A 26,267-nucleotide genomic window follows, 5' to 3' on the forward strand; every position below is an offset into this window, starting at 1 on the left:
GGCGCCGCCCCGCGCCACGGAATGCAGTCAGGTGAGAATGTCAGGCGTGCGCCCCGATCAGTCACGACGCCGAGGTCGACGGTTGCTGCCGGTCGTGCTGTGCATGGCCGGTGCCGCCGGCGTGCTCGGCGCCGCCGTGGCCGAGGCCCAGGAAACCGGCTTGCGCGGCTCTCTTCCCGCCACGAACGCCAACGCGCCCCTGCCGCGCGGCCAGGCAGCCCAGGCCGATCAGACTTCTTCCTGGCAATATGATCCGGTCAGCACCGGCGCGGTGCCGGATGCCGGCCCGGCCGAACCGGACCTGTTTTCGCTGCCGGCCAATGCCGACGCGTTCGACGGGCCGTCGACTGCATCGGGCGCGCGGCCGCTTTCCACAGCACGCCAGCGGGCCGAGGCCGCGCGCGTAGCGGCGGGTGCTCAGCCGGTCCGGGAAAACCGCAGAGCCGGCGCTGTCGACGAAGATCTTGTCACCGCTGCGGTGCGCGTGCCCTCGGAAGGCGTGCAGGAGGACCCGGAGAGTGTCCGGCGCGCAGAGCGTGAGAACGCCATCGAGGCCCGTAATGTGGCACGGGAGGAGGCTCCCTTTGCCGCACCTGGCATTCATGTCGGCCGCTTTCTGCTGCGATCCACGCTCGAGCAGGGGCTGGTCGGCACCTCCAATGCCAGTCTCCAGCCCGGCGGCTCGAGCGCGGTTCTGTCGCAAACCGCCTTGCGCCTCAATGCCATCGGCGACTGGGGCGGCCATTCGGCAACGCTTGACGCCTATGGCGCGATCCAGCGCACCCTTTCCGGTGAGCAGGTCAGGGACGACGAGATCGGCGTCGACCTGCGGCTGGACCTCGACCTTGGCGAGAGCCTGAACGGCCGTGGAGAATTCGGCTATCTGCGCACTCCCGAAAGCGCCTCGTCGCCCGTCGCCATCATTGGCGCGGCATCGTCGCCGATCCGGCAGACGCTGGGCGCCAGCCTCGGCGTCGAAAGGAATGTCGGCCGCGTTCTGCTGGGTGTCACCGGCAGCGTCGAACGCGACATTTATGGCGATGCCGAGCTTTGGGACGGCAGCGTTCTCTCGCAGAAGGATCGCGACTCGACCCTGGCGTCGATAACCCTGCGCGGCGGCTACGAGGTATCGCCGGCATTGACGCCCTTTGCCGAGGTGGAACTTGGCCGCCGCTACTACGACCAGAAGATTGACGACAGCGGCTATGAACGCTCTTCCAATCTTGTCGGCGCGCGCGCCGGCGTGGCGCTCGACCTCGGCGAGAAGCTTTCGGGCGAATTCTCGGCCGGCTGGCTGCGCGAAAGCTTTGACGACGCCCGGCTCGGCCCGGTTTCGACGCCAAGCGTGGCCGCAGCGCTGACATGGTCGCCGGAGCGCGGCACACTGGTCAATCTGGCTGCCTCGACCACCATCGAGAACACCACCAATGCTGGCGAAAGCGGTTCGGTCCTGAACGTCGCCACCCTTTCGGCCGAGCGCGCGATCCGCGCCAATCTCACCGGCAATGCCGTGCTGGGCATCGGCTATCGCAACTATGCGCATTCGGATGGCCGCGACGTGACCTTCCTGGCCGAGGCGGGCGCCACATGGTGGCTGAGCCGCTATGCCGGCATCAGCGGCAGGCTGCGGCACGAGAGGCTCCGAAGCAGTCTGCCGGACCGCGACTACGACGCCAACAGCGCCTTCCTCGGCCTCAAGCTGCAGCGCTGACCCGGCGCGGCGCTTAAAAAAAAGGCCGGGAGAACCCGGCCTTTTCGCTTGTGCTCAGCGCGGCGCCCTGCGCCTCTCGATGGGCTTCAGTTCGTCCAGCATCCTGCCCAGCATGGCTGCGACCTTGTCGTGCATGTCCGGGTGCCACAGCGAGAAGGCCACATTGGCCTCGATGAAGCCCTCCGGCGAGCCGCAGTCGAAGGTGCGGCCCTGATAGTGATAGCCATAGAAGGATTGCTGCTTTTCAAGCTTGAGCATGGCGTCGGTCAGCTGGATCTCGTTGCCCGCGCCCTTTTCCTGACCTTCCAGGATCTTGAAGATTTCCGGCTGCAATATGTAGCGGCCGTTGATGTAGAGATTGGAAGGGGCGGTGCCCTGTTTGGGCTTCTCCACCATGCCGGTGATCTCGAAGCCCGAATGCACGTCCTGCCCGCGGCCGACGATGCCGTATTTGTGGGTCTCGGCCGGGTCGCATTCCTGTACGGCCACGATGTTCTGCCCGGTGTGCTCATAGAGCTTGACCATTTCCTTCAGACAGCTCTGGTCCGTCTGCATGATCATGTCGGGCAAGAGCAGGGCGAAGGGCTCGTCGCCCACCAGGTCGCGCGCGCACCACACCGCGTGGCCCAGGCCCAGCGGCACCTGCTGCCGGGTGAAGCTGGTTTGTCCGGGCTGCGGCTGCAGGCGCTGCAGGTGCGATAGCTGGTCGTCCTTGCCGCGCTGCGCCAGCGTGTCATAAAGCTCGAACTGGACGTCGAAATGGTCTTCGATGACGGCCTTGTTGCGCCCGGTCACGAATATGAAATGCTCGATCCCCGCCTCGCGCGCCTCGTCCACCACATACTGGATGACGGGGCGGTCGACCACCGTCAGCATCTCCTTCGGGATGGATTTGGTGGCTGGGAGAAACCGCGTGCCGAGCCCGGCAACAGGAAAAACTGCTTTGCGTACTTTTTTCATGGCGAACGGTCCAATAGGCGAGTCGGTCCTATCACGGGATGAGACATTTTCACGTCGAAATTGATGAATACTGAACATCGCACTGCCACAGCCACGGCGGCTGGGAGGCCGCGAAGGCGATAGCAACCAATTTCGCTATGGTAAACCGATTGATAACCCCGGTGCGCGATGAATGTATTTTTCGAGGACCGATAAGGAGGGACATCATGCTCGTTCGTAAGACCGCAACTCGCTTCGCAGGCGTCGCGGCGGCTGCCGGCCTGTCGCTTGCCCTGCTGTTTTCGGCAAGCACCACAGCCTTTGCCGATGCTGGTTTCCAGCGGTGGATCGCGGGCTTCCGCAGCACCGCGCTGCAAAACGGCATTTCCGCCACCACCTTCGATCGCGCCTTTCGCAATGTGCGCGATGTCGATCCCGAGGTGCTGGAGAAGGCGCGCTTCCAGCCCGAATTCACCGCCCCGGTCTGGGATTATTTCGACAACCGCGTGCATGAGGAGGCGGTGGCCAACGGCCGCGCCATGGCGCGCCAGTGGAAGCCCTGGCTCGACCGCATCGAGGCGCGCTTCGGCGTCGATCGCCACATCCTGCTCGCCATCTGGTCGATGGAATCGAACTACGGCGAGATTCTCAAGAACGACAAGGTGATGCGCAATGTGGTGCGCTCGCTGGCCACGCTTGCCTATGGCGACCAGAGGCGCGCCAAGTTCGCACAGACGCAGCTGATCGCGGCGCTGAAGATCCTGCAGAGCGGCGACATCGACGAAAGCCACCTGATGGGCTCCTGGGCCGGCGCCATGGGCCACACCCAGTTCATTCCCACCAGCTACCAGCGCTATGCCGTCGACATTGACGGCAACGGCAAGCGCGACATCTGGTACTCCGTGCCGGATGCGCTCGCCACCGCCGCCAACCTGCTCGCCAAGAATGGCTGGCAGACCGGCCGCACCTGGGGCTACGAGGTGAAGTTGCCGGAGGGGCGCAAGTTCCCGAACGGCTCGCTCTCGGTGGCCAAGTGGCAGAGCCTGGGCATCACCCGCGCCAGAGGCAAGCCTTTCCGTGATGGCAACGAGATGGCGGAGTTGAAGGTGCTGGACGGGCGTTCCGGCCCGGCTTTCCTGATGACCAAGAACTTCTCGGTCCTCAAGCGGTATAACAACGCCGATAAATACGCGCTCGCCGTCGGCCTGCTTGCCGACGAGATCGCCGGATATGGCGGCCTGGTGCGCGACTGGAACCGGCCCTTCACCAAGCTATCCTTCCAGGAAAAGCAGGAGCTTCAGCAGCGCCTCTCCACTTTTGGCTATTACGAAGGCAAGTTCGATGGCAAGATTGGCGAAGGGTCGCGCGCCGCGATCCGTGCCTTCCAGGCCCAGGCCGGCCTGGAGCAGGACGGTCACCCGAGCATGGAAGTGCTGTTGCGGCTGAGAAAGCGTTAACCGGGCCAACCCCAACGGAGCCGGCATTGCCATCGAGAAAGCCGACATTTCGTGCGTGGCTGCCGGCGCTGCTTCTGGCGCTGGCGGTCGCGTCCGCCGGCTTTTTCGCCGAGGCGCTGTCATCTCCGGCCTACGCCCAGGAACGGATGATACGGCCCTGGAACCTGTTCGACCTCTTCCTGCCGCGCCGGGAAAGATATTACGAGCCGCCGGCGCAGAGGGTTCCGGTGCCGCACCACCAGCCGAAGCCCAAGGCTCGCGCCGCCAAGAAGTCGCCGGGCACCAAGGCCACTGCCGTTCCGCACGAGCCGGAGGTGGCAGCGGTTGAAAAGGCGCCCGACGCCAAGGTGGTGCTGGTCGTCGGCGATTTTCTCGGAAGCGGGCTCGCCGAGGGCTTGTCGACCGTCTATGCGCAGAATCCGAAAGTCCGGGTCATCGACCGCTCGAAAGGCTCGTCCGGCTTCGTGCGGGAGGACCATTTCAACTGGGGCAAGGAAATCGGCCCCTTGATAGAGGCCGAAAAGCCGGCGGCAGTTGTCGTCATGCTCGGGTCAAACGACCGCCAGCGCATGCGCGTCGGCGCGACGAGCGAGACGCTTCGAACGGACAACTGGACGGAGGAATACACCCGCCGCGCTGATGAGATGGCGAAGGCCATTGCGGCGCGCAACGTGCCTTTCATCTGGGTCGGCATGCCCGCGTTCAGGCTTTCGAAGACGACGGCCGACATGCTGGCCTTCAACGACATCTATCGCGCGGCCAGCGAGGGTGCCGGCGGCGAATTCGTGGATGTGTGGGATGGCTTCGTCGACGAGAACGGCGCCTTCGTGAGCACGGGCCCCAATGTCAATGGCCAGCCCGAGCGCCTGCGGGGGGAAGACGGCATCAACTTCACCAGGGCGGGCAAGCGCAAGCTGGCCTTCTACGCCGAAAAGCCGCTTCGCAAGATGCTGGGCGTGGCTGCCGAGCCGGGCGAAGCGCTGGCGCCCGGTGTGTTTGCGCCGGCGCCCGGGGCCGACAAGGCAAAGCCTGTCGACCGCACGCCGCCGGTCTCGCTGAGCGACCCTGCGCTGGACGGTGGCGGCGAGCTGCTTGGCGCGCAGGCGACGACGCGGCAGGCGCCACGTTCGCCCAACGAGAAACTGATGAAGCAGGGCCTCGCGCCCGATCCACAGCCCGGGCGCGCCGATGATTTTGCCGCGCCCGCGGGTTCGCCCTCGCCCGATGCCGCTGTGACCGCGCCCGTTCCGCCGCCCGCCGCCCGCCGATGAGCCGGCGGGCAGGAGCCTGGTATTGATCGAAGCTCAGTCCCGCTCCGGCCGCGCGTCGCGCGCGTGAGCCGGCTGCGGCTCAGGCCCAGCCGGCCAGTTCGCGGCGCACCAGCGTATCGATGACGGCCATGCCGTCGTCGCTGTCATTGAGGCAAGGTATGTGCGTGAAATTCTTGCCGCCGCCATGGTGGAAGATCTCGGCGGCCTCGCCGGCGATTTCCTCCAGCGTCTCGATGCAGTCGGCCGAGAAGCCGGGGTTGATGACGGCGATCGACTTCACGCCTTCCTTGGCCAGCTTCTCCACCGTCTTGTCGGTGTAGGGCTGCAGCCATTCCTGTGCGCCGAAGCGCGACTGGAAGGTGGTGATGAGCTTCTTGTCATCCCAGCCCAGCCGCTCGCGCAGCAGCCGCGTCGTCTTCAGGCAGTGGCAGTGATAGGGGTCGCCCTTCTCGAAATAGGCTTTCGGTATGCCGTGATAGGAAGCAAGCACCACCTCCGGCTCGAAGTCGAGCGTGGCAAGGTGGCTGTTCACCGAATTGGCCAGCGCCTCGATATAGGCCGGCTCATCGTAATAGGCAGGCACGGTGCGGATCGCGGGCATGGCGCGGATTTTCATCAGCGCCCGGAAAAGCTGGTCGCTGGCGGTCGCGGTGGTTGTGGCCGAGAACTGCGGGTAGAGCGGGAACATCACGATGCGTTCGCAGCCCTGGTCCATCAAGCGCTGAACCGAACTCGCGATCGACGGGGTGCCGTAGCGCATGCCCCAGTCCACCACCACGTTCGGCTTGTCGGCCAGCATCTGGGAGAGCTTTTCGGCCTGCGCGCGCGTGTAGGTGCGCAGCGGCGATTCGTTCTTCGCCTCGTTCCAGATGGTCTTGTAGTTGGCGCCGGATTTCTTCGGCCGGGTGGTCAGCACCAGCCCGTAGAGGATCGGATACCAGACCACGCGCGACAGCTCGATCACGCGCGGATCGGACAGGAATTCCCTGAGATAGCGCCACATCGGCGCAAAATCTGTGCCGTCCGGCGTGCCGAGGTTCACCAGCATGATGCCAACCTTGGGCTGCTTGACCGGCGGATGGCCGGCGGGCAGCGGCCCGATGTTCCGGTTTCCGGTCTGGACGTCGTCTGTGGTCAAGCTCATCTCGGCATTTCTCCCGCGCAGGCCCGGTACTTAGTGATGTCGAACCGGAATTCCAATGCAGCGTCTGGCCGCAGCCTCCTTCACGAGATCACGGCAAGGTTGCACCCGCCTGGCGCGACCGACGCTTGGACGCGGGGCACAACGGCAGGGCCCGCCGGACACGCGGAGGGCCTTTCTTCCGTCTCGCCGGCTTGCCTACTGCACGGCCGGAATGGTGAGTGTGGCGCCCACCGGCAGACGCCGCGCGGCATATTTCGGGTTGGCCTTGGCGATCAGCCGCCACTTGGACGGATTGCCATAGGCCTTCTTGGCGATGTGCCAATAGGTGTCGCCAGCCACGATAGAGTGGCTGTCGCCGGCTGCCGGCTTGGCTTCGGCGGCGGGCGCGACTTCCGGCGTGGGCGCTGCGGCTTCGGCCGGGGCTTCTGCCCGGGCGAGTTCGGTTATGCGGCCTTCCAGTTTGGGCGTGTAGGGGCGGTTTGCGGCCAGATAATCGGCCACCACGTCTTCCAGGCTCGGCCCGTAGTCATAGGCGTTCTGCGCCTTTTCGGCGAAGATCTTGTAGCCGTCGCCGCCAGCCCGCACGAAGTCGTTGGCAGCCACGCCATAGATCTTGGCCGGGTCCAGCGGCTTCCAGGCGCCGTCTTCCATCACCTCCGCCGATTTCAGCCGACCCTGGTTGGCTGCCACCGATTTGTCGAAGCTGTATTTCAGGCCCGCCACCTGCGGGAACTTGCCCTTGCCCTCCTCGATCTCGCTGAGGCCCGCCTCGATGGAATCGGCAATGTCCTTGCCCGAAAGCTGGAATGTCGCCACCGTGTTCTGGAAGGGCAGGACCGTCAGCACGTCGCCCATGGTCACCACGCCCTTGCCGATGGAGGCGCGGATGCCGCCGCCGTTCTGGAACACGATCTGGACCCCTTGTCCCTTCACGCGGTCGAGAACGGCATCGGCGATCAGGTTACCCATCTCGCATTCCCGGGCGCGGCAGTTTTCGCGACTGCCGTCGATGTCGGCGGTTGTCTCCGACACCTGCTTGGCCTTCAATTCCTCGATCGGCGCGCCAAGCTCCTTGATGCGCGCCAGCACCGCTTCGTCGGGCTTGATCTTGGCGTCGAGATAGAGCGGGTCGCCGCTGGCTTCCTTGACGATGCCGTTGTCGTCGAACACGACCTTGAACTCGCCGAGATATTTCGAATAGGAGGCTGCCTGCGTGACTGGCACCTTATAGCCTTCGGGGTTGTCGACCATGGTGGGGTAGGGCCCCTCGGCCTTCGGGTCGGTGTTGGAAAGCAGCGAGTGCGAATGCCCGCCCACCACCACGTCGACCCCGGGTATCCTGGCGATCATCTCCTTGTCGCGCGGATAGCCGACATGGGTCAGCGCGACGATCTTGTTCACGCCCTCGGCCTTCAGCTTCTCGACCTCGGCGGTGATTGTCTTGATGTCGTCCTCAATGGCGATGTTCGGGCCGGGCGCCGCCACTTCCGGCGTATCGTTCGTCACTGCGCCGACGATGCCGATCTTCTGGCCGCCGACTTCCAGCACGATCGAGGGCTTGATGCGGTCGCCCACCTTCGACTGGGCGTTCGGGTGAACATTGGCGCTCAGCACCGGAAATTGCACCTTTTCCAGGAAGGGCACCAACGCATCCTCGCCGTCGTCGAACTCGTGGTTGCCCACGGTCATGGCGTCGAACTTCATCTGGTTCAGGAACTCGGCTTCCACGGCGCCCTTGTAGGTGGCGTAGAACAGCGATCCCTGGAAATTGTCGCCGCCGTTGAGCAGAAGCACGTTCTGCCCTTCCAGCGCTTTGCGGCGTTCGGCAATGGCGGTCACCAGACGGGCCGCGCCGCCGATGCATTCGTCCTTGCTTTCCTCTTCCGCGGAGCAGGTCGATTCATACTTGTTGTTGGATTCGATGCGGCTGTGCCAATCGTTTATGTGCAGGATGGTCAAGGTGTAGTCGGCAAATGAAGCGCCGGTGGACAGGGCCAGGGCCGATGCGCCCAGCGTAACGGCGACGACAAATTTCTTCATGAACTGTCTCCCGATTGATGCTGACGAATAGAGTGCCCGCTGTCTTTGACCGTTTTGCTACGGTTCTCGGGGCGCATGTTCACATCGCGCCCGGGTCCATGCAAGCGCAATCCTGGCAGCGGCGGGGCGATGGTTAAAGCGGAAGCGGTGTGGGGGAGGTCCCGCGGTGGACGAAACCGGGCGGGCGAGACAGTCTGCGCCACATATCATGACGGCGGGCTCTTGCGACCGCGTTCACGGCGATGCCGGAGCTTGTCCGGTCGACGGCGGGCGCCGACTGGCGAAGCGCGAGGCCGGGCCCCGCGCTTTGAATAGGTTGGAGAGTCGCGCCTGCCTTCCGGCTCAGCCTGTCACCTGCCGGCGCGTCAGCACGAATTGCTGGCCGTTGGAGCTGGTGCAGTTGAGCTGGTTGGGGGTCACCAGCGCGCAGTTGACGTTGGTCGTGCTCTGGCGGATCAGCGACCGCACGGTGATCTCCACCGTGCGGGCATCGGCCATACGGTAGCTTCCGTCGGCCAGCTTGTTGCCGGTGTCCAGCGCATTGGTCTGGAAGGCGCCGCCGGAGAACTGCGACACGGCAACGCCGTCAGTGCTCATCCATTCGCCCTCGACGCCTCTGGGGGCAACCGAAATCGGTCCGCCGACCCCCGGCCCCGAACCCACGCATCCGGCCAGGCTGGCCGCTGCGGCCGCAATCGCCGCCGCCGAAATCAGTTTGCGCGCAATCGTCATGGTTGAAAAACCCTCTCCTCAGTCCGCATCGAAAAAGCAATCGCCCCATTTCAGGGCGATTGCAAGACATTGCCGGGATGGTTTGCCGGTCGAAGCCCGCCTAGCGAACCAGTATGTTACGGAACTGCCACGGATCCCGCGTGTCGATATCCTCCGGGAACAATCCCGGCCGACCTTCCAGCGGTGTCCAGTCCGTATAATGGCCCGTCACCGGACCAAGATAGGGACGCTGCACTTTGAGGCAACGGCGGTAGTCCATGGCGTCGGTGTCGACGATGCCGGCCTGCGGGTTCTCAAGCGCCCACACCATGCCGGCCAGCACGGCTGAAGTCACCTGAAGGCCGGTGGCGTTCTGGTAGGGGGCGAGCTCGCGCGTTTCCTCGAGCGTGAGCTGCGAGCCGTACCAGTAGGCGTTCTTGCCGTGGCCATAGAGCAGCACTCCCAGCTCGTCCTTGCCGTCGACCAGCTCGTCCTCGTCAAGCACGTGCTGCACGGGCTGCGGCCGGCCGGCCGCGCCGAACATCTCGTGCATGGAAAGCACGGCGTCGTTGCAGGGATGGTAGGCGTAGTTGCAGGTCGGCCGGTAGATGGCTTCGCCATTCCCGTCGCGCACGGTGAAGAAGTCCGCGATCGAGATCGCCTCGTTGTGGGTGACCAGGAAGCCATATTGCGCGCCCGGCGTCGGGCACCAGCTGCGCACGCGGGTGTTGGCGCCGGGCTGCTCCAGATAGATGCCCGCCCCGCAGCCGGTCTGGTGCCCCTTTGCGTTTTCGGGCAGCCATTTCTCATGCGTGCCCCAGCCGAGTTCGGAGGGCTGCAGGCCTTCGGAAATGAAGCCCTCCACCGACCAGGTGTTCCAGAACACGTTGAGCGGTTTCGGGTTCCTGGTGAGCTGGGTGTCACGCTCGGCGATGTGGATGCCCTTGACGCCGGCCTGCTGCATCAGCCTGGCCCAACCGTCGCGATCGCCGGCCGCAGGTTCGGTGAATTCCAGGCCGAGATCGGTGGCGAGGTTGACCAACGCCTGCTTGACGAACCACGACACCATGCCGGGGTTGGCGCCGCAGCAGGATACGGCGGTGGTGCCGCCCGGCCGGTCGCGGATTTCCTGGAGAACGGTTTCACGCAGCGCGTAGTTGGTGCGCGAGGCGTTGTCGGCTTCGGTATCGAAATAGAAGCCCAGCCATGGCTCAACCACCGTGTCGATGTAGAGCACGCCGAGCTCGCGGCACAGCCGCATCAGCTCCAGTGACGAGGTGTCGACGGAGAGGTTGACGCAAAAGCCCTGGCCGCCGCCCTTGGTGAGCAGGGGTGTCAGCAGCTCACGGTAGTTCTCCCTGGTCACCGCCTCCTGGAGAAAGTCGATGCCGCGCTCATCGAGAATGTGGCGGTTGTCGTCGCGCGGGTCGATGACCGTCATGCGCGATTTGTCGAACTTGAAATGGCGTTCGATGAGAGGAAGTGTTCCCCGGCCGATCGAGCCGAAGCCGATCATCACCACCGGGCCGCTGATCTCACCGTGTACGGGCCATTCGTCATTCGCCATTCTATGAAAACTCCTTGGGGTTCGCGCCGCCGCTGCCATCGGCCCGGTCGGTCGCGAACTGCCAATCACAGAATGGCCTCACAATAAAGAAAAATCGAAGTCCGCTTCAGGCACCCGCCGCCATTTTTTCCAGCACAGCGACCAGCCGGTCACGGTCGGCGGTAAGCCCCTTGTAGTCGAGCTGGTCCAGGTTGAGGGCGGCAAGCTGGGCGGCGAACGAAGAAGCCAACTGAGCCTTCTCCGGATGCCTGGCCAGCATGGTCAGCGGGTCGAGATAGATGCGGATCGTGAACAGGATGTCGCCCGAAATGGGAAGCTTGCGCAGCGTCTGGCGCTCGATGCGAATGAAGGCCTGCGCGGCAATCTCGTCAGTGCTGAATTTCGATGGGCGGTTGGTGGCGCGGTCGATGCGTTGCTGGTGCGAGAACGGCATGTAGAGGGCATTGCCGGCCTGCAGCGACCAGTTGAACCGCTGGACCGGCTGTTCTACCGCGAGGTGGTCGAAAATGCGTTCGATGATGTCGGCAGTGCGTGTGCCGCGACCGAAGGCCGGCACCGGTTCATGAATTTCCTGCAGCGCCAGGCCGAACTTTTCCCGGAGCGACCACGACGATGGGAAGCAAAGCGAGCCGGCGGCGAGGCGCCAGCCAATATCGCCCCTGCGCATCAGGATAAGGTCTTCCGGCACCAGCCGCGAGGCGGCTCGCAGCGGCTGCTCTGATGCCTCGCTTATGTCGATGCGGTGCGTGCCGCCCACCACGATTTCTTGGCCGTCCTGTTTGTAGATGTCGGGGTGATGCTCGAGCAGATAAGGCACCAGCATGTCCAGCACTTCGCGCTGGGCGGCGCTTGTGTCGGCCTGCTCGACGAACACCTTGTCGGCAATCGAGCCATAGAGCCTGTCCTTTTCCGCGAGATAGGCCTGAAGGTCGGCGTCGATCTCGATCCATTCTTGTGGGTCGAGAGGCTTCAGCGCGATTGTGAACGGCTTCGTCGAGCCATCGTACGGCGTATGGGCAGGCATGGTGTTCAAGGCTGTTTATTCCCCTCTTGTCTGTTGGGGCGAGATAAGCAGCCTCGTAAAAAGCGTGCAAGCCGGAGATGACTAGGCCAGATGGGCGGGGATCAGGCCTCGCAACGAATTGCCGACATAAAGGGCGCGCGAGTTCCTCAGATCGTCGACGGTCAACACCGCTTCCACGGCCTTGCCGGCGTCCAGCATTTCGGCGCGAAGCACGCCGGCAAGCAGTCCGCTGCCCAGCGGCGGTGTCTTCAACGCGCCATCGCCCATGTCGGCGAAGATGGTGGTGATGGTGCCTTCGCAGACATTGCCGGCGTCATTCAGCAGGACCACCTCGTCGGCCGCCTCGCGCGAAAACTCTGCCCGCGCGGCATCGTATGCGTTGCGCAGCGTCGTCTTGTGGCGCAGCAGCGGGTTTTTGGCGTCCAGCCGGGTGGCAGCTATCGCCAGGGTCCAGACTGTGCCGGCGGGCAGAGGCACGAAGGACTGCATGGTGACGTTCGGCTGCCCGTCGCTGTCAAGCGTCAACCGAACCCGCAGCGGAGTGTCGCCGCCGACCGCGTGCACCAACGTCTCTTCGACGGACGGCCTGTCGAAGGCGAAGCCAAGTGCACGCGCTGATGCCTCGAGCCGAGCCATGTGCCGGTCGAACCGCAAAAAGCCTTCGGCAGGCTCCCAGCGCAGCGTCTCGATCAGCTCGAAGCCGGCGGGGCTCCCGTCGCGAAGCGCGCTTTCAGAAGGCATTCGTCATATTCCTCTCGTGCGGTGGAATCGAACACCACGCCGCCGCCCACATTGTAGATCGCCTCGCCCTCGGGGAAGAGCGAGATGGTGCGGATCGCAACCGAGAAGCGCATCGTGCCGCCCGGAGCGATCCAGCCGATGGCGCCGCAATAGGCATCGCGCGGCGTACCCTCCAGCTCGCGTAGGATCTCCATGGCACGGATTTTCGGCGCGCCGGTGATCGAGCCGCAGGGGAAGAGCGCGGCAAAGATGCGCGCAATCGTGACGTCGGGCAGCAGCTTCGCCCGCACGCGGCTCACCATCTGGTGCACGGTCGGATAGCTTTCCACGCGGAACAGCTCCGGCACGTCGAGCGAGCCCACCTCGCTGACCAGCGAGATGTCGTTGCGAAGCAGGTCGACGATCATGCGGTTTTCGGCCTGGTTCTTCGGATCGTTTCGCAGGAACTCGCGCTGCGCATCGTCCTCGGCCTGGGTCTTGCCGCGCGGGGCGGTGCCCTTCATTGGGTGGGTCTCGATCCAGCCATCCGAATCCACCTGGAAGAACAGTTCGGGCGAGCGCGACAGCACGATCGGTCCGCAGTCCAGAGAAACCAGCGCGCCATATTTCACCGGCTGTCGCTCGGTCAGAGCGTCGAAGGCGGCGAGCGGGTCGCCCGACCACTGCGCACGGATCGGGAAGGTCAGGTTGCCCTGGTAGCAGTCGCCCTGGCGCAGGTGCTGGTGCAGCCGGTCAAACCGGCTCTCATAATCGGCGAAGGACCATGTCGCCCTTGCATCGAAGATCGGCCCGTTGGTGGCCGACTTGCGGAAGGAGGGAAGCTCGGTCTCCGATGGGGCGTCGAAGACGCCCAGACAGATCATCGGCGCGCGCCGCCCCTCCGGCAGGATCGGCCGCAGCTTGGGCTCGAGCAGATAGCCGGCCTCGTAGGAAAAATAGCCGGCCAGCCATTTGCCCGCGTCATGCGCGGCCTGGATTGCATCCAGCGCCGGAAAGAAATTGTCCGGCGTGTCGGCAACGATGATCTCGCTTGGGCGATCGAACAGGAGTTCGTGGCCGGCAGGATCGTCCCGGAAGAGAACGAACGGGGAGGCTGGCATTCTTCTAACCTGCAGCAGCGAAGGCGGGGCGCCTCAATCCAGCGTTTCCAGCTCGTCGATCAGCTGGCTGATGACGGCGAGGCCGATCTGCCAGAAGGCCGGATCGGACGCATCGAGACCGAAGGGTTTCAGCAGCTCGGAGTGGTGCTTGGTGCCGCCGGCGCGCAGCATGTCGAAATACTTCTCCTGAAATCCCTGCTCGGCGTTCTGGTAAACCGCGTAGAGCGAGTTCACGAGGCAGTCGCCGAAGGCATAGGCATATACGTAGAATGGCGAGTGGATAAAGTGCGGAATGTAGGTCCAGAAGGTCTCGTAGCCGTCGCGCAGCTTGATCGCCGGCCCGAGGCTTTCGGCCTGCACCTCCAGCCAGAACTGGCCGATGCGGTCGGCGGTCAGTTCGCCGTTGCGGCGCTCGGTGTGCACCTTGCGCTCGAACTCGTAGAAGGCGATCTGGCGCACGACCGTATTGATCATGTCCTCGACCTTCTGGGCGAGCATGGCCTTGCGCTCGCGCTTGTCGGTGGTCTGGTCGAGCAGGGAGCGGAAGGTCAGCATCTCGCCGAAGACGGAAGCCGTTTCGGCAAGCGTCAGCGGCGTGGCGGCCATCAGCGCGCCCTGGCCGGCGGCCAGCACCTGGTGCACGCCGTGGCCGAGTTCGTGCGCCAGCGTCATCACATCGCGCGGCTTGCCCAGATAGTTGAGCAGCACGTAAGGGTGTGCCGACGGCACCGTCGGATGCGCGAAGGCGCCCGGCGCCTTGCCGGGGCGCACCGGCGCATCGATCCAGCGGCGGTCGAAGAAGGTGCGGGCAATGTCGGCCATCTGCGGAGAGAAGCGGCCATAGGCCGACAGCACGGTATCCTTCGCCTGGTCCCATCCGATCGTCGCCTGCGGTGTCTCGGGCAGCGGAGCGTTGCGGTCCCAGTGGTTCATCGTCTCCATGCCGAGCCAGCGCGCCTTCATGGAATAGTAGCGGTGCGACAGGCGCGGATAGGCTTCGCGAACGGCGGATGCCAGCGCATCCACGACGCTGCGTTCGACGCGGTTGGCGAGATGGCGGGAATCGGCAATGTCCTGGAAGCCGCGCCAGCGGTCGGAAATCTCCTTGTCCTTGGCCAGCGTGTTGGTGATCAGCGTGAAAGTGCGCAGGTTTTCCTTAAACGTCTTGGCCAGCGCTTCGGACGCCTTGCGCCGCACTTCGCCATCGGCGTCCTGCAGCCGGTTGAGGGTGGGCTCCAGCGTCATCTGCTCGCCGTCGATGTCGAAACGAAGATCGGTCATCGTCTCGTCGAAGAGGCGGTTCCAGGCGCCGCGCCCGGTGATCGACTTTTCATGGAACAGCTGCTCGATGCGGTCCTCGAGCTGGTAGGGCTTGTCCTTGCGGAGGTCGAGCACCCATGGCCGGTAATGGCCGAAGGCGGGGTCGGAGTCGAGCGCGGCGAGAAGCTGCGCGTCGTCGATCAGGTTGAGCTCCAGCGCGAAGAACAGCAGGTGCGCGCTGGCGTCGGTCATCTTTTCCTGGACGTCGCCATAGAGCTTGGCGCGCTGCGGATCGGAGGTGTCGCCGGCATAGACGAGCCCGGCGAAGGAGGCGATGCGGCCGATCAGTTCTTCGATCGCCTCATAGCTGCGCAATGCCTCGCCCAGCTTGCCTTCGCTTCCCTTCTGCGCTTCCGCCGCCAGCGTGCCCTTCCAGCGCGTCTCGAAGGCGACCGCATCCTCGGCGGCCTTGGCGAGGTCGCGCTTCAGCTCCGGCGCATCCATGCTCGCATAGAGATCGCTCAGATCCCATTCCGGCAGGTTGCCGAGGTCGACCGCGCTCTGGCTGGAGCCCAGAGGAGCGGCGTTCCGCTCCGGAACTATGCGCATCGCATTTCCTTCCGACTTCAAGACAAGAATAAAGAGCCGGTAAATCTAAGGACTTCGTTCACCGGCTTTTTTGAAACCTTATTTAGAACCCTGTGCCAGCATGATCCATACGGCACCATGCTCTCTAAAGCGATTCTTCGAACATTTCATGCCAACCAGCATCCTCATAGTCGACGACGATCCGGTGCAGCGGCGCCTGCTGGAGGCGGCTGTCACGAAATTCGGCTATAGAGCCATCCTGGCCGACGATGGAGCCGCCGGGCTGAAGGCGCTCGATAGAGCCGACGGCGGCGACATCGCCAGCATGATCCTCGATCTTTCCATGCCCGGCGTGGACGGCATCGGCGTCTTGAAGACCATGCGCGAACGCGGCATCGAACTGCCGGTCATCGTCCAGACGGCGCAAGGCGGCATCGAGACGGTGGTCTCGGCCATGCGCAACGGTGCCTTCGACTTCGTCGTCAAGCCGGCCTCGCCTGAGCGGCTGAAGACGGCGATCGCCAATGCGCTCAAGGTCGGTGCACTTAGCGGCGAGGCTTCGCGGCCGAAAAGAAGCGGCGGCGTGCTGACCATCAAGGACCTGGTGACCAGCAGCCCGGCGATGGAACGGGTGCTGCGCGTGGCGCAGAAGGCGGTCGCGTCCGATATCCCGATCCTGATCGAAGGCGAATCCGGCGTCGGCAAGGGACTGGTCGCCCGCGCGATCCAGGGGTCCGGCGCCCGCAGGTCGAAGCCGTTTGTGACCGTGAACTGCGGTGCGATCCCCGACAATCTGGTCGAGAGCATCCTGTTTGGCCATGAGAAGGGTTCGTTCACCGGCGCCACGGAGCGGCATACCGGCAAGTTCGTCGAGGCCCACACAGGCACGCTGTTCCTGGACGAGATCGGCGACCTGCCCATGGACGTGCAGGTGAAGCTGTTGCGCGCGGTGCAGGAGGGCGAGGTCGATCCGGTCGGCGGACGTTCGACGGTCAAGGTGGACATTCGCCTGATCTCTGCCACCCACCGCAACCTGCTGCAGCAGGTGAAGGACGGAAAGTTCCGCGAGGACCTGTTTTACCGGCTGAACGTGTACCCGATTTTCGTTCCGCCTCTGCGCGAACGCCGCGAAGACATTCCGCTGCTCGTGCGCCATTTCATGGCCAATGTCGGGCACACGCAGCCGCGCGGCCGCATAATGGATATCTCGGCCAAGGCCCTGTCCATGCTGCAGGCCTATGACTGGCCGGGAAACATCCGCCAGCTGGAGAATGCCGTTTTCCGCGCCACCGTGTTGTGCGAGGGCAACGTTCTGACAGAGGAGGAGTTTCCGCAGATCAGGGCGCAGGTGGAAGGTGCGGTGGTGCTTGCCGAGCGATCGGCCGCGCCGGCTGACGCGGCCGAGCCGGTCCGTGTGCGGCCAGCCGAATCCGCTGTCGCCGAATCACCCGTTGCAAAGGCCGGCATCGGCTTGCTGAAGGGCGTCGACGAGCAGGGCGAGGTGCGGACGCTGGCGGAGGTCGAGCTAGAGATGATCAAGCTCGCGATCGAACACTACAATGGCCGCATGAGCGAGGTTGCGCGCCGCCTCGGAATCGGGCGCTCCACGCTCTATCGCAAGCTCAAGGAATACGGCCTCGACCCGGTGGCGGACCGCTAGGAGCCGCGTGTCTTGCCGGGCAAGGCCGCGGCAATCGTCTGTTAACCACGACGCCAGCGTAAGGTTTTTGCCCGGAAATCGCCACGGTCTTACCGCATTCCCCCTTCAATAAGCTCTGATTAACCATTAGGATCGATATTCGGGCGTGGTTTTTAACGTCCGGGATTCAAATCCGGGGACAAACGGCACTCTACAGGGCCTTTGATTTGACTGACACCGAGCGACCCAAAAACAGGCGTGATCGCTGGCGTATGCTGGCCGCTTCGCTGATCGCACTAGGTTCCTTGACCATGGGCGTATCGTCGGCAAGCGCCGAAACGCGGTCCCTGAAGCTTTACTTCGTCCATACCAGAGAGAAGGGCGAGATCACCTTCAAGCGCAACGGCCGCTACGATCCGGCCGGCCTGGAGCAGATCAACCGCCTCCTGCGCGATTGGCGCCGCAACGAGCCGACGAAGATGGACCCGCGGCTTCTCGATTTGGTCTGGGAAGCGTATCGCGCGTCCGGTTCTCGCGAATATGTCCACGTCGTCTCAGCCTATCGCTCGCCGGCGACCAACAGCATGCTGCGCAGCCGCAGCAAGGGCGTTGCCGAAAAGAGCCAGCACATGCTCGGCAAGGCGATGGACTTCTATCTTCCCGACGTGCCGCTGAAAAAGATGCGCGAAATCGGCCTGAAGCTGGAGGCCGGCGGCGTTGGCTATTATCCGACTTCCGGCTCGCCCTTCGTGCATTTCGATGTCGGCAATGTGCGGCACTGGCCGCGAATGAGCCGTCAGGAGCTGGTGGCGGTGTTCCCGAAGGGCAATACCCTGCATGTGCCGAGCGACGGCAAGCCGCTGCCGGGCTTCGACCAGGCGCTGGCCTCTTACGAGGCCCGCAAGAATAGCGGCGAAATCGCCATTGCGCTGGCGACCGGCAAGAGCAGCCCCAAGCGCTCCCGTAGCCTTTTGGCTACGCTTTTCGGAGGCGGCGGTGGCGCCGATGACGAGGAGGATAGCGCACCGGTCATGGCGGCTGCTGCCCCGGCACCTGCGCCGAAGGCGAGCGTGAAGCCTGCGCCTGCGGTAGCCGCGTCTGCCGCCAGCGGCATCCAGATCCTGTCGCCGAACGAGGCGCAGCGCGCCGAGGTTCCGCCGTTCAACGAAGCTGAGCAGCAGTCCTCGGAAACGCCGGAAACCATCATTGCTGCGCTGCCTGCGCGCAGCGTGCCTCTGCCGGCACTGGCACCACGGCCACAGGACGACGTAGGCGCCCTGGCGCTTGCGGCCGCGGCAACGCCCGCCAATGTCCCATTCGGCATGGCGCAGGACCCGCTGCCGGCAACGCCGGCTGGCGCGGCGCATGAGATTGCGCTCAACGTTCCGTTGCCGACGCATCGGCCGGACTACACGCCGTCGGCGCAGCAGGCGGCCACGCTTCTCGCCCTTGCGGAACCGGCTGAGAGCCAGGCCATCGGCGATGTTGCAATTCCGCTGCCCTCCAGCCGGCCGGAATTGGCGCAGGCCGAGATGGTGGTTGCCGCACTGCCGGAAGCGCGCCCTGCGCTGCCCGAAACGGTCAAGCCTGATCCCATTGCCGAGCTCGCTGCGGCCGAGAGTGCCTCCGTCGTGGAGGCAGAGATCAAGGCCAACAATGCGCGCATGGCGGCACTGACCAGCGCGACCGCTCCGGCTGAAGCCATGGTCCAGCGTGCCACGGAGGCCGATGCGGCTGCCGCAGTCGCCGGGGCCAAGACCACGCCGAAGGCCGCTCGCGCCAGCAGCCAGGATGCCAAGCCCGACCCCAAGCCGGTGACGCTTGCGGCTGTACCGCAGGCTGCCCACTGGGTGCTGCACGGCACCCATGTGGCTCAGGCGACAACAGGGACGAAGGCTCCGTCCTTTGCCTACAACATCGTGCGCACTGCGCCGCGCGAGGTCTACACGGCCGGCTTCCAGCAGGGGAACCAGGTCGCGGATGCGAGCCGGTTCAGCGGCAAAGCGGTTCAGTTCCTGTCGGTGGCCCGCTTCAACTGATCTAGCTGCCTCAGATGCTCCAAACGAAAAAAGCGCCGGTTCTGCCCGGCGCTTTCTTGTTTTCTTAACAGCGCCGTAGGAGGACAGGCGCAGCCTTCAGGAGCGCACCGAGCCTCCTCAGCCCTTGCGCAGACCGGCTGCCTCGCGCGCCAGCGCTTCGATTGCAGCCCAGTCGCCCGACTTCACGAGATTATCGGGCGCAACCCACGACCCGCCGACACAGGCCACGTTGGGAAGGGAGAGATAGCTGAGCGCATTGGCGGCGGTGATGCCGCCGGTCGGGCAAAAGCGGATCTCCGCCAGGGGCGAGGCCAGAGCCTTCAGGAAGGCCGCGCCGCCCGCCTGCTCGGCGGGAAAGAATTTCAGGAAATCGAGCCCGGCATTGCGTGCCATCATCATTTCGCCGGGCGTGATCGCCCCGGGCAGCAGCGGAACAGGGCTGTCGCTCGCTGCATCAAGCAGGTCGCGGGTGACGCCGGGGCTTACGATGAACTTCGAGCCCGCTTCCGCGGCCTGCTCGAACTGGCGCGGGTCGAGAATGGTGCCCGCGCCGACGATCGCCTCCTCGACCTCGCCGATCACGCGTCGAATTGCGTCCAGTGCCGTAGCCGTCCGCAGCGTGATCTCGATGGCCGGCAATCCTCCGCGCGCCAGCGCGCGCGCCAGGGGTACGGCCGAAGCGACGTCATCGATCTTCAGCACGGGGATGACGGGCTGGCCGTCGAGAAGTGAAATGAGCTTTTCGGTCTTGCTGGACATCGGATTCTCTGGGCTGGAAAGCAATTTCAAACGATTTAGCAGAGCATCGCCTGCAAGTCACCTGACGGATGTTTATCGCCGCCGGCGATTATGGAGAAGTTAGCGCGGGGGCATGGCGGGTCCATTCGCAATGCAGGTGCCTTCGCTCGCCATCTTGTCTTGAATCCGCACGCCGCTGGCGTTACTGCCCTTGGCAATGAACCAGCCTACGCCACAGAACGATTTCCGCGTCGCCGCCCTCTACCGGTTCTGCCGGTTCGAGGCGTTCGAAACCTTGCGCGCGCCGTTGGCGGACTTTTGCTGCGCGCGCGGGATCAAGGGCACGCTGCTGCTGGCCCACGAGGGCATCAACGGCACGGTGGCCGGAACGGACGAGGCGATCCTTGAACTCGTGGCGTGGCTGGAGGCCATCCCCGAACTTGCCGGACTTGAGCTCAAATACAGCCGGGCGGCCGAAATGCCGTTCCACCGCATGAAAGTGCGGCTGAAGCGCGAGATCGTGACCATGGGCGTGGAGGGCATCGATCCCCTTGAAGGGACGGGGGCCTATGTAGCGCCGCAGGACTGGAACGCGCTGATTGCCGATCCCGACACCATCGTCGTCGACACCCGCAACGACTATGAGGTTTCGATCGGCACGTTTCGCGGCGCGGTCGACCCCAGGACCAGCAGTTTCCGCGAGTTTCCCGCCTGGGTGGAGCAGCACCGGGACGAACTCGAGGGCCGCAAGGTTGCCATGTTCTGCACCGGCGGCATCCGCTGCGAAAAGGCCACGGCCTATGTGAAGTCGCTCGGCATCGACGAAGTGTTCCACCTCAAGGGCGGCATCCTGAAATATCTGGAAGAGGTGCCGGCCGAGCAGAGCCTCTGGGAGGGTGAATGCTTCGTCTTTGACGAGCGCGTGGCCGTCTCGCATGGTCTGGAGCAGGGCAGTGCCGTGCTGTGCCGGGCCTGCCGCCATCCGCTCACGCCCGAGGAGCAGGCCTCGCCGCATTTCCAGGAGGGTGTTTCCTGCCCCCACTGTGTCGAGGCCCGCAGCGAAGAGGATCGCGCCCGCTACGCCGAACGGCATCGGCAGGTCGAACTCGCGGCCCGTCGCGGCAATCGCCATATCGGCAGCTGACGAGGCGGCAGGGGGAGGCGGGGCCCTTCGGGCGCGTCCGGAAATCATCCCTACCGTCATTGCAATGTCGTGGTGGGCTGCCTAATTCAGCGGCATCCGAAACCGTCCGCGGCTGCGGACCCAATTTCCGGAGGCATTATGCTGGATCCCAAGAAGCTGCTTGATGACCTGCTCGGCTCCAAAGTTCCGGGGACCGATGCGACGGTCGGCGACAAGGCCGGTCAGGCGGCGCAACTCGCCAGGGACAATCCTTTGGCCGCAGGTGCGCTGGTGGCGGTGCTGCTCGGCACGGGCGCCGGGCGCAAGGTGACGGCATCGGCGGTACGGCTCGGCGGCCTGGCTGCCATCGCGGGGCTGGCCTACAAGGCCTACCAGAACTATCAGAACGGCGCCAAGCCGGCGCCAGTCGGCGAGGGCGAGCCGGAACTGCTGCCGCCGCCGGCCGACACGAGCTTCCACCCTGCCCAGGCGCCGCAAGGCGAGCGCGAATTTGCCCTGGCGCTGGTCCGAACCATGGTCGCGGCAGCCAAGGCTGATGGTCATGTCGACGAAGAAGAGCGCCGCAAGATCGCCGAGAAGCTGGCTGGCGCCGGGATCGACAGCGAGGCCGAGAGCTTCCTGCTCGGCGAACTTTCTCGGCCGCTCGACATTGACGCCCTGGTCGCGGCCGCACAGACCGACGCCCAGAAGATCGAACTCTATACCGCGGCTCGCCTGACGATCGATCCGGACACCCGCGCCGAGCGCGGCTTCCTCGACATGCTGGCCGGACGACTTGCCTTGCCGGACGCGCTGGTCGATCACATCGAAGCCACTGTGGCAGAGGCCAAGGTCACGGCCACGCGCGAAGCGGAGGACGCCGGGCTCTGACGGCGCGATATTCGCCGGCAAGGTTTTGTTAACCGGTCAGGCGCATCATTTCGCCATACGGGGGCGCGGTTCCTCCTCCCAAGCGTTCCTGATCCTGAGGGCGGTCGCCAATGGCCGCCCCTTTTTTGCGCCGGGTTCAACCGGCTTGCCTCCCGCCCCAACTTCTGCGATGCCGAAACGTTCGGGGAGGTAATCGCGATGACGAATGGCAAGACCGCAATCGTAACCGGCGCGGGCACCGGCATAGGCAAGGCGGTCGCTACCGCACTGCTGAGGGCGGGCTGGAACACGGTTTTCGTGGGAAGGCGCAAACCCTTGCTTGATGACGCGATCGCCCAGGCCGGTCCGACCGAAGCCCGCGCGCTGGCAATTGCCTGCGACATTTCCAAAGCCGACGAGGTCGATGCCCTGTTTGCCGGCGCTGCCGAAACATTCGGGCGCGTCGACCTGCTCTTCAACAATGCCGGCATGGGCTACAAGTCGACGCTGATCGACGAAATCCCGGTCGAGGTTTGGAACGACGTGGTCGGCGTCAACCTCACCGGCTCGTTCCTGTGCGCGCGTGCTGCCTTCGGCGCCATGCGCCGGCAGAACCCGCAGGGCGGGCGTATCATCAACAACGGCTCGGTTTCGGCCTATGCGCCGCGGCCGGGTTCCGTGCCCTACACCGCCACCAAGCACGCCATCACCGGCCTCACCAAGACGCTGGCGCTGGACGGCAGGCCGTTCGACATCGCCTGCGGCCAGATCGATATCGGCAATGCGCTAACCGAGATGGCCATGCCGATGACGCGAGGCGTGCCGCAGGCCAACGGAACCATTGCGCCGGAGGCGGTGATGGATGTCGAGCGCGTGGCCGAGGCCGTTCTCTACATGGCAGGCCTGCCGCTGGACGCCAATGTGCTGTTCATGACCGTGATGGCGACCAAGATGCCCTATATTGGGAGGGGATGAGGCTTGAGCGCTCTTCGCCAAGAGATATTTTAATCATAAAATTTCATGCTTGAAATGTAGCTGGCGGAGTGCAATCCTCTTCGTAGAGGAGGCGGCGGCTGGTTCCGCCGGGAAGGGCTCGCATGACGAAAGCTGACAATCCCGCCGAGGGAGCCCAGATGGAGTTTCGCGGACGCATGTCCTACGGCGACTATCTCCATCTGGAAAAGGTGCTCGACGCGCAGGAGCCGCTTTCCAGCGCGCATGACGAACTGCTGTTCATCATCCAGCACCAGACCTCCGAACTGTGGATGAAGCTCGCCATCCACGAGATCCGCTCGGCGATCGTGGCGATCCGGGAGGACCGGCTGCAGCCTGCCTTCAAGATGCTGACCCGCGTGGCGCGCATCTTCGAGCAGTTGAACAGCGCATGGGACGTGCTGCGCACCATGACGCCCAGCGAATACACTCAGTTTCGCGGCTCGCTCGGCCAATCCTCCGGCTTCCAGTCCTACCAGTATCGCGCGATCGAATTTTTGGCCGGCAACCGCAACCTGGCGATGCTGAAGCCGCATGCGCACAGGGATGATGTCGTCGAGGCGCTGGAGGACATTCTTTCCGGCCCCAGCCTTTACGACGAAGCGCTTCGACTGCTGGCCCGGCAGGGTTTTGACATAGGTGCCGATGCTGTGCGCACAGACTGGCGCGAGCAGCGGTCGGAAAGCGAGCAGGTGCTGACGGCCTGGCGCGACATTTACCGCGACCCGGAGCGCCACTGGATGCTTTACGAGCTGGCGGAAAAGCTGGTCGACTTCGAGGATTATTTCCGGCGCTGGCGCTTCAATCACGTCACCACGGTCGAGCGCATCATCGGCCTGAAGCGCGGCACCGGCGGTACCTCCGGTGTTTCTTACCTGCGAAAGATGCTGGAGGTTGAACTGTTTCCGGAACTCTGGAAAGTTCGCACCGAGCTTTAGCAAAGCCATTCCGGGCCCGGAGGAGGGCGCGGGAAATCATGGATACAACGGGAGAGGGATAAACGATGAGGAAAATTCTTGCTGCCAGCCTGCTGGCGCTGTCTGTGGGTGTGTCGGGATCGGCATTTGCTGACCCGCTGAAGATCGGCATGATCACCACCCTTTCCGGCGGCGGTGCTGGTCTCGGCGTCGACGTTCGCGACGGCTTCATGCTTGCCTTGAAGCAGGCCGATGCCAAGGACATCGAGGTCGTGACCGAAGATGACGCCCAGAAGCCCGAACTGGCGGTTCAGATCGCCGACAAGATGATCCAGAGCGACAAGGTCGACCTGCTCACCGGCATCATCTGGTCGAACCTGGCCATGGCCGTGGTTCCCAATGCGGTGGCGCAGGGCAAGTTCTACCTGTCGACGAATGCCGGCCCTTCGGCGCTGGCGGGCACCAAGTGCGACAAGAACTACTTCAACGTCTCCTACCAGAACGACAATCTGCACGAGGCGATGGGCAACTACGCCAACACCGCCGGCTACAAGAAGATGTTCATCCTGGCGCCGAATTACCCCGCCGGCACCGACTCCCTGACCGGCTTCAAGCGCTACTACAAGGGCGAACTGGCCGGAGAGGTCTACACCAAAGTCGGCCAGACCGACTACGCCGCCGAGATCGCCCAGATCCGCGATTCGGGCGCCGATGCCGTATTCTTTTTCCTGCCGGGCGGCATGGGCATCGCCTTCATGAAGCAGTATGCGCAGTCGGGCGTCGAGACGCCGGTGATGGGGCCGGGCTTCTCCTTCGACCAGGACGTGCTTGGCGCGATCGGCGATGCTGCGCTCGGCGTGAAGAACTCCTCGCACTGGTCCAAGGACCTCGACAACGCAGCGAACAAGAAGTTCGTCGAGGGCTTCCAGGCTGAATATGGCCGGCTGCCGTCGCTTTATGCGGTGCAGGGCTACGACACGGCCAACCTGATCCTTTCCGCCGCCGCCAAGGCCAGCGTGAAGGATGCCGACGCATTCCGCGCGGCGCTGAAGGAAGCAAACTTCGATTCCGTGCGCGGCAAGTTCAAGTTCAACTCCAACAACCATCCGATCCAGGACATCTACGTTCGCGAGGTGATCAAGGAAGGCGACGTGCTGACCAACAAGATCGTGGCCACCAGCTTCACCGACCACGAGGACGCCTACGCCAAAGACTGCAAGATGTGACGAAAATCCCGGTCACCTCACCTGTGGCCGGGCTTGAAATTCCCCCTCTCCGTCTCGCCCGTGCTTCGCTCGACACCTCTCCCCCACTTCGTGAGGGGAGAGGATGGGCGTCCAGCTCGCCGCGGCTATCCTCTCCCTCGCTTGCGGGGGAGAGGTGCCGAGCGAAGCCGAGAGACGGAGAAGGGGCATGAATTGAAGGAACGAAGCAGTTTCGCTTCCTCTAAACTGATGGAACCCGATCCTTGTCCACCGCGCTCCTGATCGAGCAATTACTGAACGGATTGCAGTTCGGCGTCATGCTGTTCCTGATGGCGGCCGGGCTGACGCTGATCTTCGGCGTCATGGGTCTCATCAATCTTGCGCATGGCTCGCTCTATATGGTCGGCGCCTTCGCCTGCGCTGCAGTCGCGGCAGCGACCGGCTCCTTCTGGCTCGGCCTTGTCGCCAGCCTGGCAGCGGCGGCAGCCGCCGGTGCGCTGGTGGAACTGGCCATCATTCGCCGGCTCTACGACCGCGACCATCTCGACCAGGTGCTCGCCACCTTCGCGCTGATCCTGATCTTCTCGGAAGGCACGCGCTGGCTGTTCGGTTCCTTCCCGCTCTATCTCGACATTCCGGCGACGCTGTCCGGCGCGATCCAGCTTCCCGGCGGCGGGCGCTATCCTCTTTACCGGCTGGCGATCATCGGCGTAGGAATCGTCGTGGCGGCCGGCCTTTACCTGCTCATCTCCAAGACGCGCCTCGGCATGCGCATCCGCGCCGGCGAGTCCGACCGCGAGATGATCGGTGCGCTCGGCGTCGACATCCGCACCCTCTACACCGTCGTATTTGCACTCGGCGCGGCCCTTGCCGGCCTCGCCGGTGCGCTGGTGGGCGCGCTGCAATCGGTGCAGGTCGGCATGGGCGAGCCGGTGCTCATCCTCGCCTTCGTGGTCATCGTCATCGGCGGCATCGGCTCGATCAAGGGGGCGCTGTTCGGCGCCGTGCTGGTCGGCCTGGTCGACACGCTCGGCCGTTTCCTGCTGCCGAAACTGTTTTCAGCCTTCATGGGCCCGGCGCAGGGCACGACCATGGGCGCCGCGATCGCCTCCATGCTGATTTACATTGTCATGGCTTTTATCCTCGCCTTCCGGCCTCGCGGCCTGTTCGCGGCCAATGCGTGACGGGGT

Annotated in this window: 21 protein-coding genes; 11 read left to right on the top strand and 10 right to left on the bottom strand. The window is 64.3% G+C overall.

Annotated features, from left to right (window positions below):
• The first annotated feature begins 82 nt into the window (after positions 1-82).
• The gene (locus ABLE86_RS18940) at positions 83-1,711 is read left to right on the top strand and encodes an outer membrane beta-barrel protein (RefSeq protein ID WP_348780536.1); all 1,629 of its coding nucleotides are present in this window, start codon (positions 83-85) and stop codon (positions 1,709-1,711) included.
• 54 nt (positions 1,712-1,765) lie between these two features.
• Here the strand turns inward: ABLE86_RS18940 and galU are convergent, their stop codons facing one another.
• Complete coding sequence (gene galU / locus ABLE86_RS18945) at positions 1,766-2,671, bottom strand: UTP--glucose-1-phosphate uridylyltransferase GalU (protein WP_348780537.1); 906 nt, start codon at positions 2,669-2,671, stop codon at positions 1,766-1,768.
• A gap of 206 nt (positions 2,672-2,877) precedes the next feature.
• Between galU and ABLE86_RS18950 the strand changes: the two genes are divergently transcribed.
• Together ABLE86_RS18950 and ABLE86_RS18955 are read left to right on the top strand one after the other, a co-directional pair.
• Positions 2,878-4,107, top strand: coding sequence for a lytic murein transglycosylase (locus ABLE86_RS18950; RefSeq protein ID WP_348780538.1), 1,230 nt, complete (start codon positions 2,878-2,880; stop codon positions 4,105-4,107).
• Positions 4,108-4,133: 26 nt separating this feature from the next.
• On the top strand, positions 4,134-5,378 hold the full coding sequence (locus ABLE86_RS18955; RefSeq protein ID WP_348780539.1) for a DUF459 domain-containing protein: 1,245 nt from the start codon (positions 4,134-4,136) through the stop codon (positions 5,376-5,378).
• Positions 5,379-5,457: 79 nt separating this feature from the next.
• Here ABLE86_RS18955 and hemH read toward each other — a convergent pair whose 3' ends face one another.
• From hemH to ABLE86_RS18995, 8 genes are all read right to left on the bottom strand, one after another.
• Positions 5,458-6,522: a ferrochelatase gene (gene hemH, locus ABLE86_RS18960; protein WP_348780540.1), complete on the bottom strand. Its 1,065-nt coding sequence runs from the start codon at positions 6,520-6,522 to the stop codon at positions 5,458-5,460.
• A 195-nt stretch (positions 6,523-6,717) separates the two neighbouring features.
• Positions 6,718-8,562, bottom strand: a complete 1,845-nt coding sequence (locus ABLE86_RS18965) for a 5'-nucleotidase C-terminal domain-containing protein (RefSeq protein ID WP_348780541.1) — start codon at positions 8,560-8,562, stop codon at positions 6,718-6,720.
• Between the two features lie 342 nt (positions 8,563-8,904).
• Positions 8,905-9,294, bottom strand: a complete 390-nt coding sequence (locus tag ABLE86_RS18970) for a hypothetical protein (RefSeq protein WP_348780542.1) — start codon at positions 9,292-9,294, stop codon at positions 8,905-8,907.
• 100 nt (positions 9,295-9,394) lie between these two features.
• Complete coding sequence (locus ABLE86_RS18975; protein ID WP_348780543.1) at positions 9,395-10,840, bottom strand: homospermidine synthase; 1,446 nt, start codon at positions 10,838-10,840, stop codon at positions 9,395-9,397.
• Between the two features lie 106 nt (positions 10,841-10,946).
• On the bottom strand, positions 10,947-11,864 hold the full coding sequence (locus tag ABLE86_RS18980; protein ID WP_348780619.1) for a DUF3445 domain-containing protein: 918 nt from the start codon (positions 11,862-11,864) through the stop codon (positions 10,947-10,949).
• 81 nt (positions 11,865-11,945) lie between these two features.
• The gene (locus tag ABLE86_RS18985; RefSeq protein ID WP_348780544.1) at positions 11,946-12,605 is read right to left on the bottom strand and encodes an aminotransferase class IV family protein; all 660 of its coding nucleotides are present in this window, start codon (positions 12,603-12,605) and stop codon (positions 11,946-11,948) included.
• Positions 12,554-13,705 (bottom strand): aminodeoxychorismate synthase component I, encoded by a 1,152-nt coding sequence (locus ABLE86_RS18990; RefSeq protein ID WP_348780545.1) that lies wholly within the window; start codon positions 13,703-13,705, stop codon positions 12,554-12,556. Before ABLE86_RS18990 ends, ABLE86_RS18985 begins: the two co-directional genes overlap by 52 nt.
• Positions 13,706-13,738: 33 nt before the next feature.
• Positions 13,739-15,574: a M3 family oligoendopeptidase gene (locus ABLE86_RS18995; protein ID WP_348780546.1), complete on the bottom strand. Its 1,836-nt coding sequence runs from the start codon at positions 15,572-15,574 to the stop codon at positions 13,739-13,741.
• Positions 15,575-15,722: 148 nt separating this feature from the next.
• On the opposite strand from ABLE86_RS18995, the gene ABLE86_RS19000 reads away from it, so the two are divergent.
• Together ABLE86_RS19000 and ABLE86_RS19005 are read left to right on the top strand one after the other, a co-directional pair.
• Positions 15,723-17,213, top strand: coding sequence for a sigma-54 dependent transcriptional regulator (locus ABLE86_RS19000; RefSeq protein ID WP_348780547.1), 1,491 nt, complete (start codon positions 15,723-15,725; stop codon positions 17,211-17,213).
• Between the two features lie 290 nt (positions 17,214-17,503).
• Positions 17,504-19,231 (top strand): DUF882 domain-containing protein, encoded by a 1,728-nt coding sequence (locus ABLE86_RS19005; RefSeq protein ID WP_348780548.1) that lies wholly within the window; start codon positions 17,504-17,506, stop codon positions 19,229-19,231.
• Positions 19,232-19,348: 117 nt separating this feature from the next.
• On the opposite strand, the gene ABLE86_RS19010 is transcribed toward ABLE86_RS19005, so the two are convergent.
• Positions 19,349-19,990, bottom strand: a complete 642-nt coding sequence (locus tag ABLE86_RS19010; RefSeq protein WP_348780549.1) for a 2-dehydro-3-deoxy-phosphogluconate aldolase — start codon at positions 19,988-19,990, stop codon at positions 19,349-19,351.
• Positions 19,991-20,186: 196 nt separating this feature from the next.
• Between ABLE86_RS19010 and ABLE86_RS19015 the strand changes: the two genes are divergently transcribed.
• From ABLE86_RS19015 to ABLE86_RS19040, 6 genes are all read left to right on the top strand, one after another.
• Positions 20,187-21,113 (top strand): rhodanese-related sulfurtransferase, encoded by a 927-nt coding sequence (locus ABLE86_RS19015; RefSeq protein ID WP_348780550.1) that lies wholly within the window; start codon positions 20,187-20,189, stop codon positions 21,111-21,113.
• A 138-nt stretch (positions 21,114-21,251) separates the two neighbouring features.
• Positions 21,252-21,983 carry a tellurite resistance TerB family protein gene (locus ABLE86_RS19020; protein ID WP_348780551.1) on the top strand — a complete coding sequence of 244 codons (732 nt, stop codon included), beginning with the start codon at positions 21,252-21,254 and terminating at the stop codon, positions 21,981-21,983.
• Positions 21,984-22,181: 198 nt separating this feature from the next.
• Entirely contained in the window at positions 22,182-22,937 is a 756-nt protein-coding gene (locus ABLE86_RS19025; RefSeq protein WP_348780552.1) for an SDR family oxidoreductase, read from the top strand.
• A gap of 122 nt (positions 22,938-23,059) precedes the next feature.
• Positions 23,060-23,893: a tryptophan 2,3-dioxygenase gene (gene kynA / locus ABLE86_RS19030; protein WP_348780553.1), complete on the top strand. Its 834-nt coding sequence runs from the start codon at positions 23,060-23,062 to the stop codon at positions 23,891-23,893.
• A 65-nt stretch (positions 23,894-23,958) separates the two neighbouring features.
• Positions 23,959-25,098 (top strand): ABC transporter substrate-binding protein, encoded by a 1,140-nt coding sequence (locus ABLE86_RS19035; RefSeq protein WP_348780554.1) that lies wholly within the window; start codon positions 23,959-23,961, stop codon positions 25,096-25,098.
• A gap of 242 nt (positions 25,099-25,340) precedes the next feature.
• Positions 25,341-26,261: a branched-chain amino acid ABC transporter permease gene (locus tag ABLE86_RS19040; RefSeq protein WP_348780555.1), complete on the top strand. Its 921-nt coding sequence runs from the start codon at positions 25,341-25,343 to the stop codon at positions 26,259-26,261.
• Positions 26,262-26,267: the final 6 nt, after the last annotated feature.

This window comes from Mesorhizobium sp. KR2-14, assembly GCF_040049255.1.
GTDB lineage: Bacteria > Pseudomonadota > Alphaproteobacteria > Rhizobiales > Rhizobiaceae > Pseudaminobacter.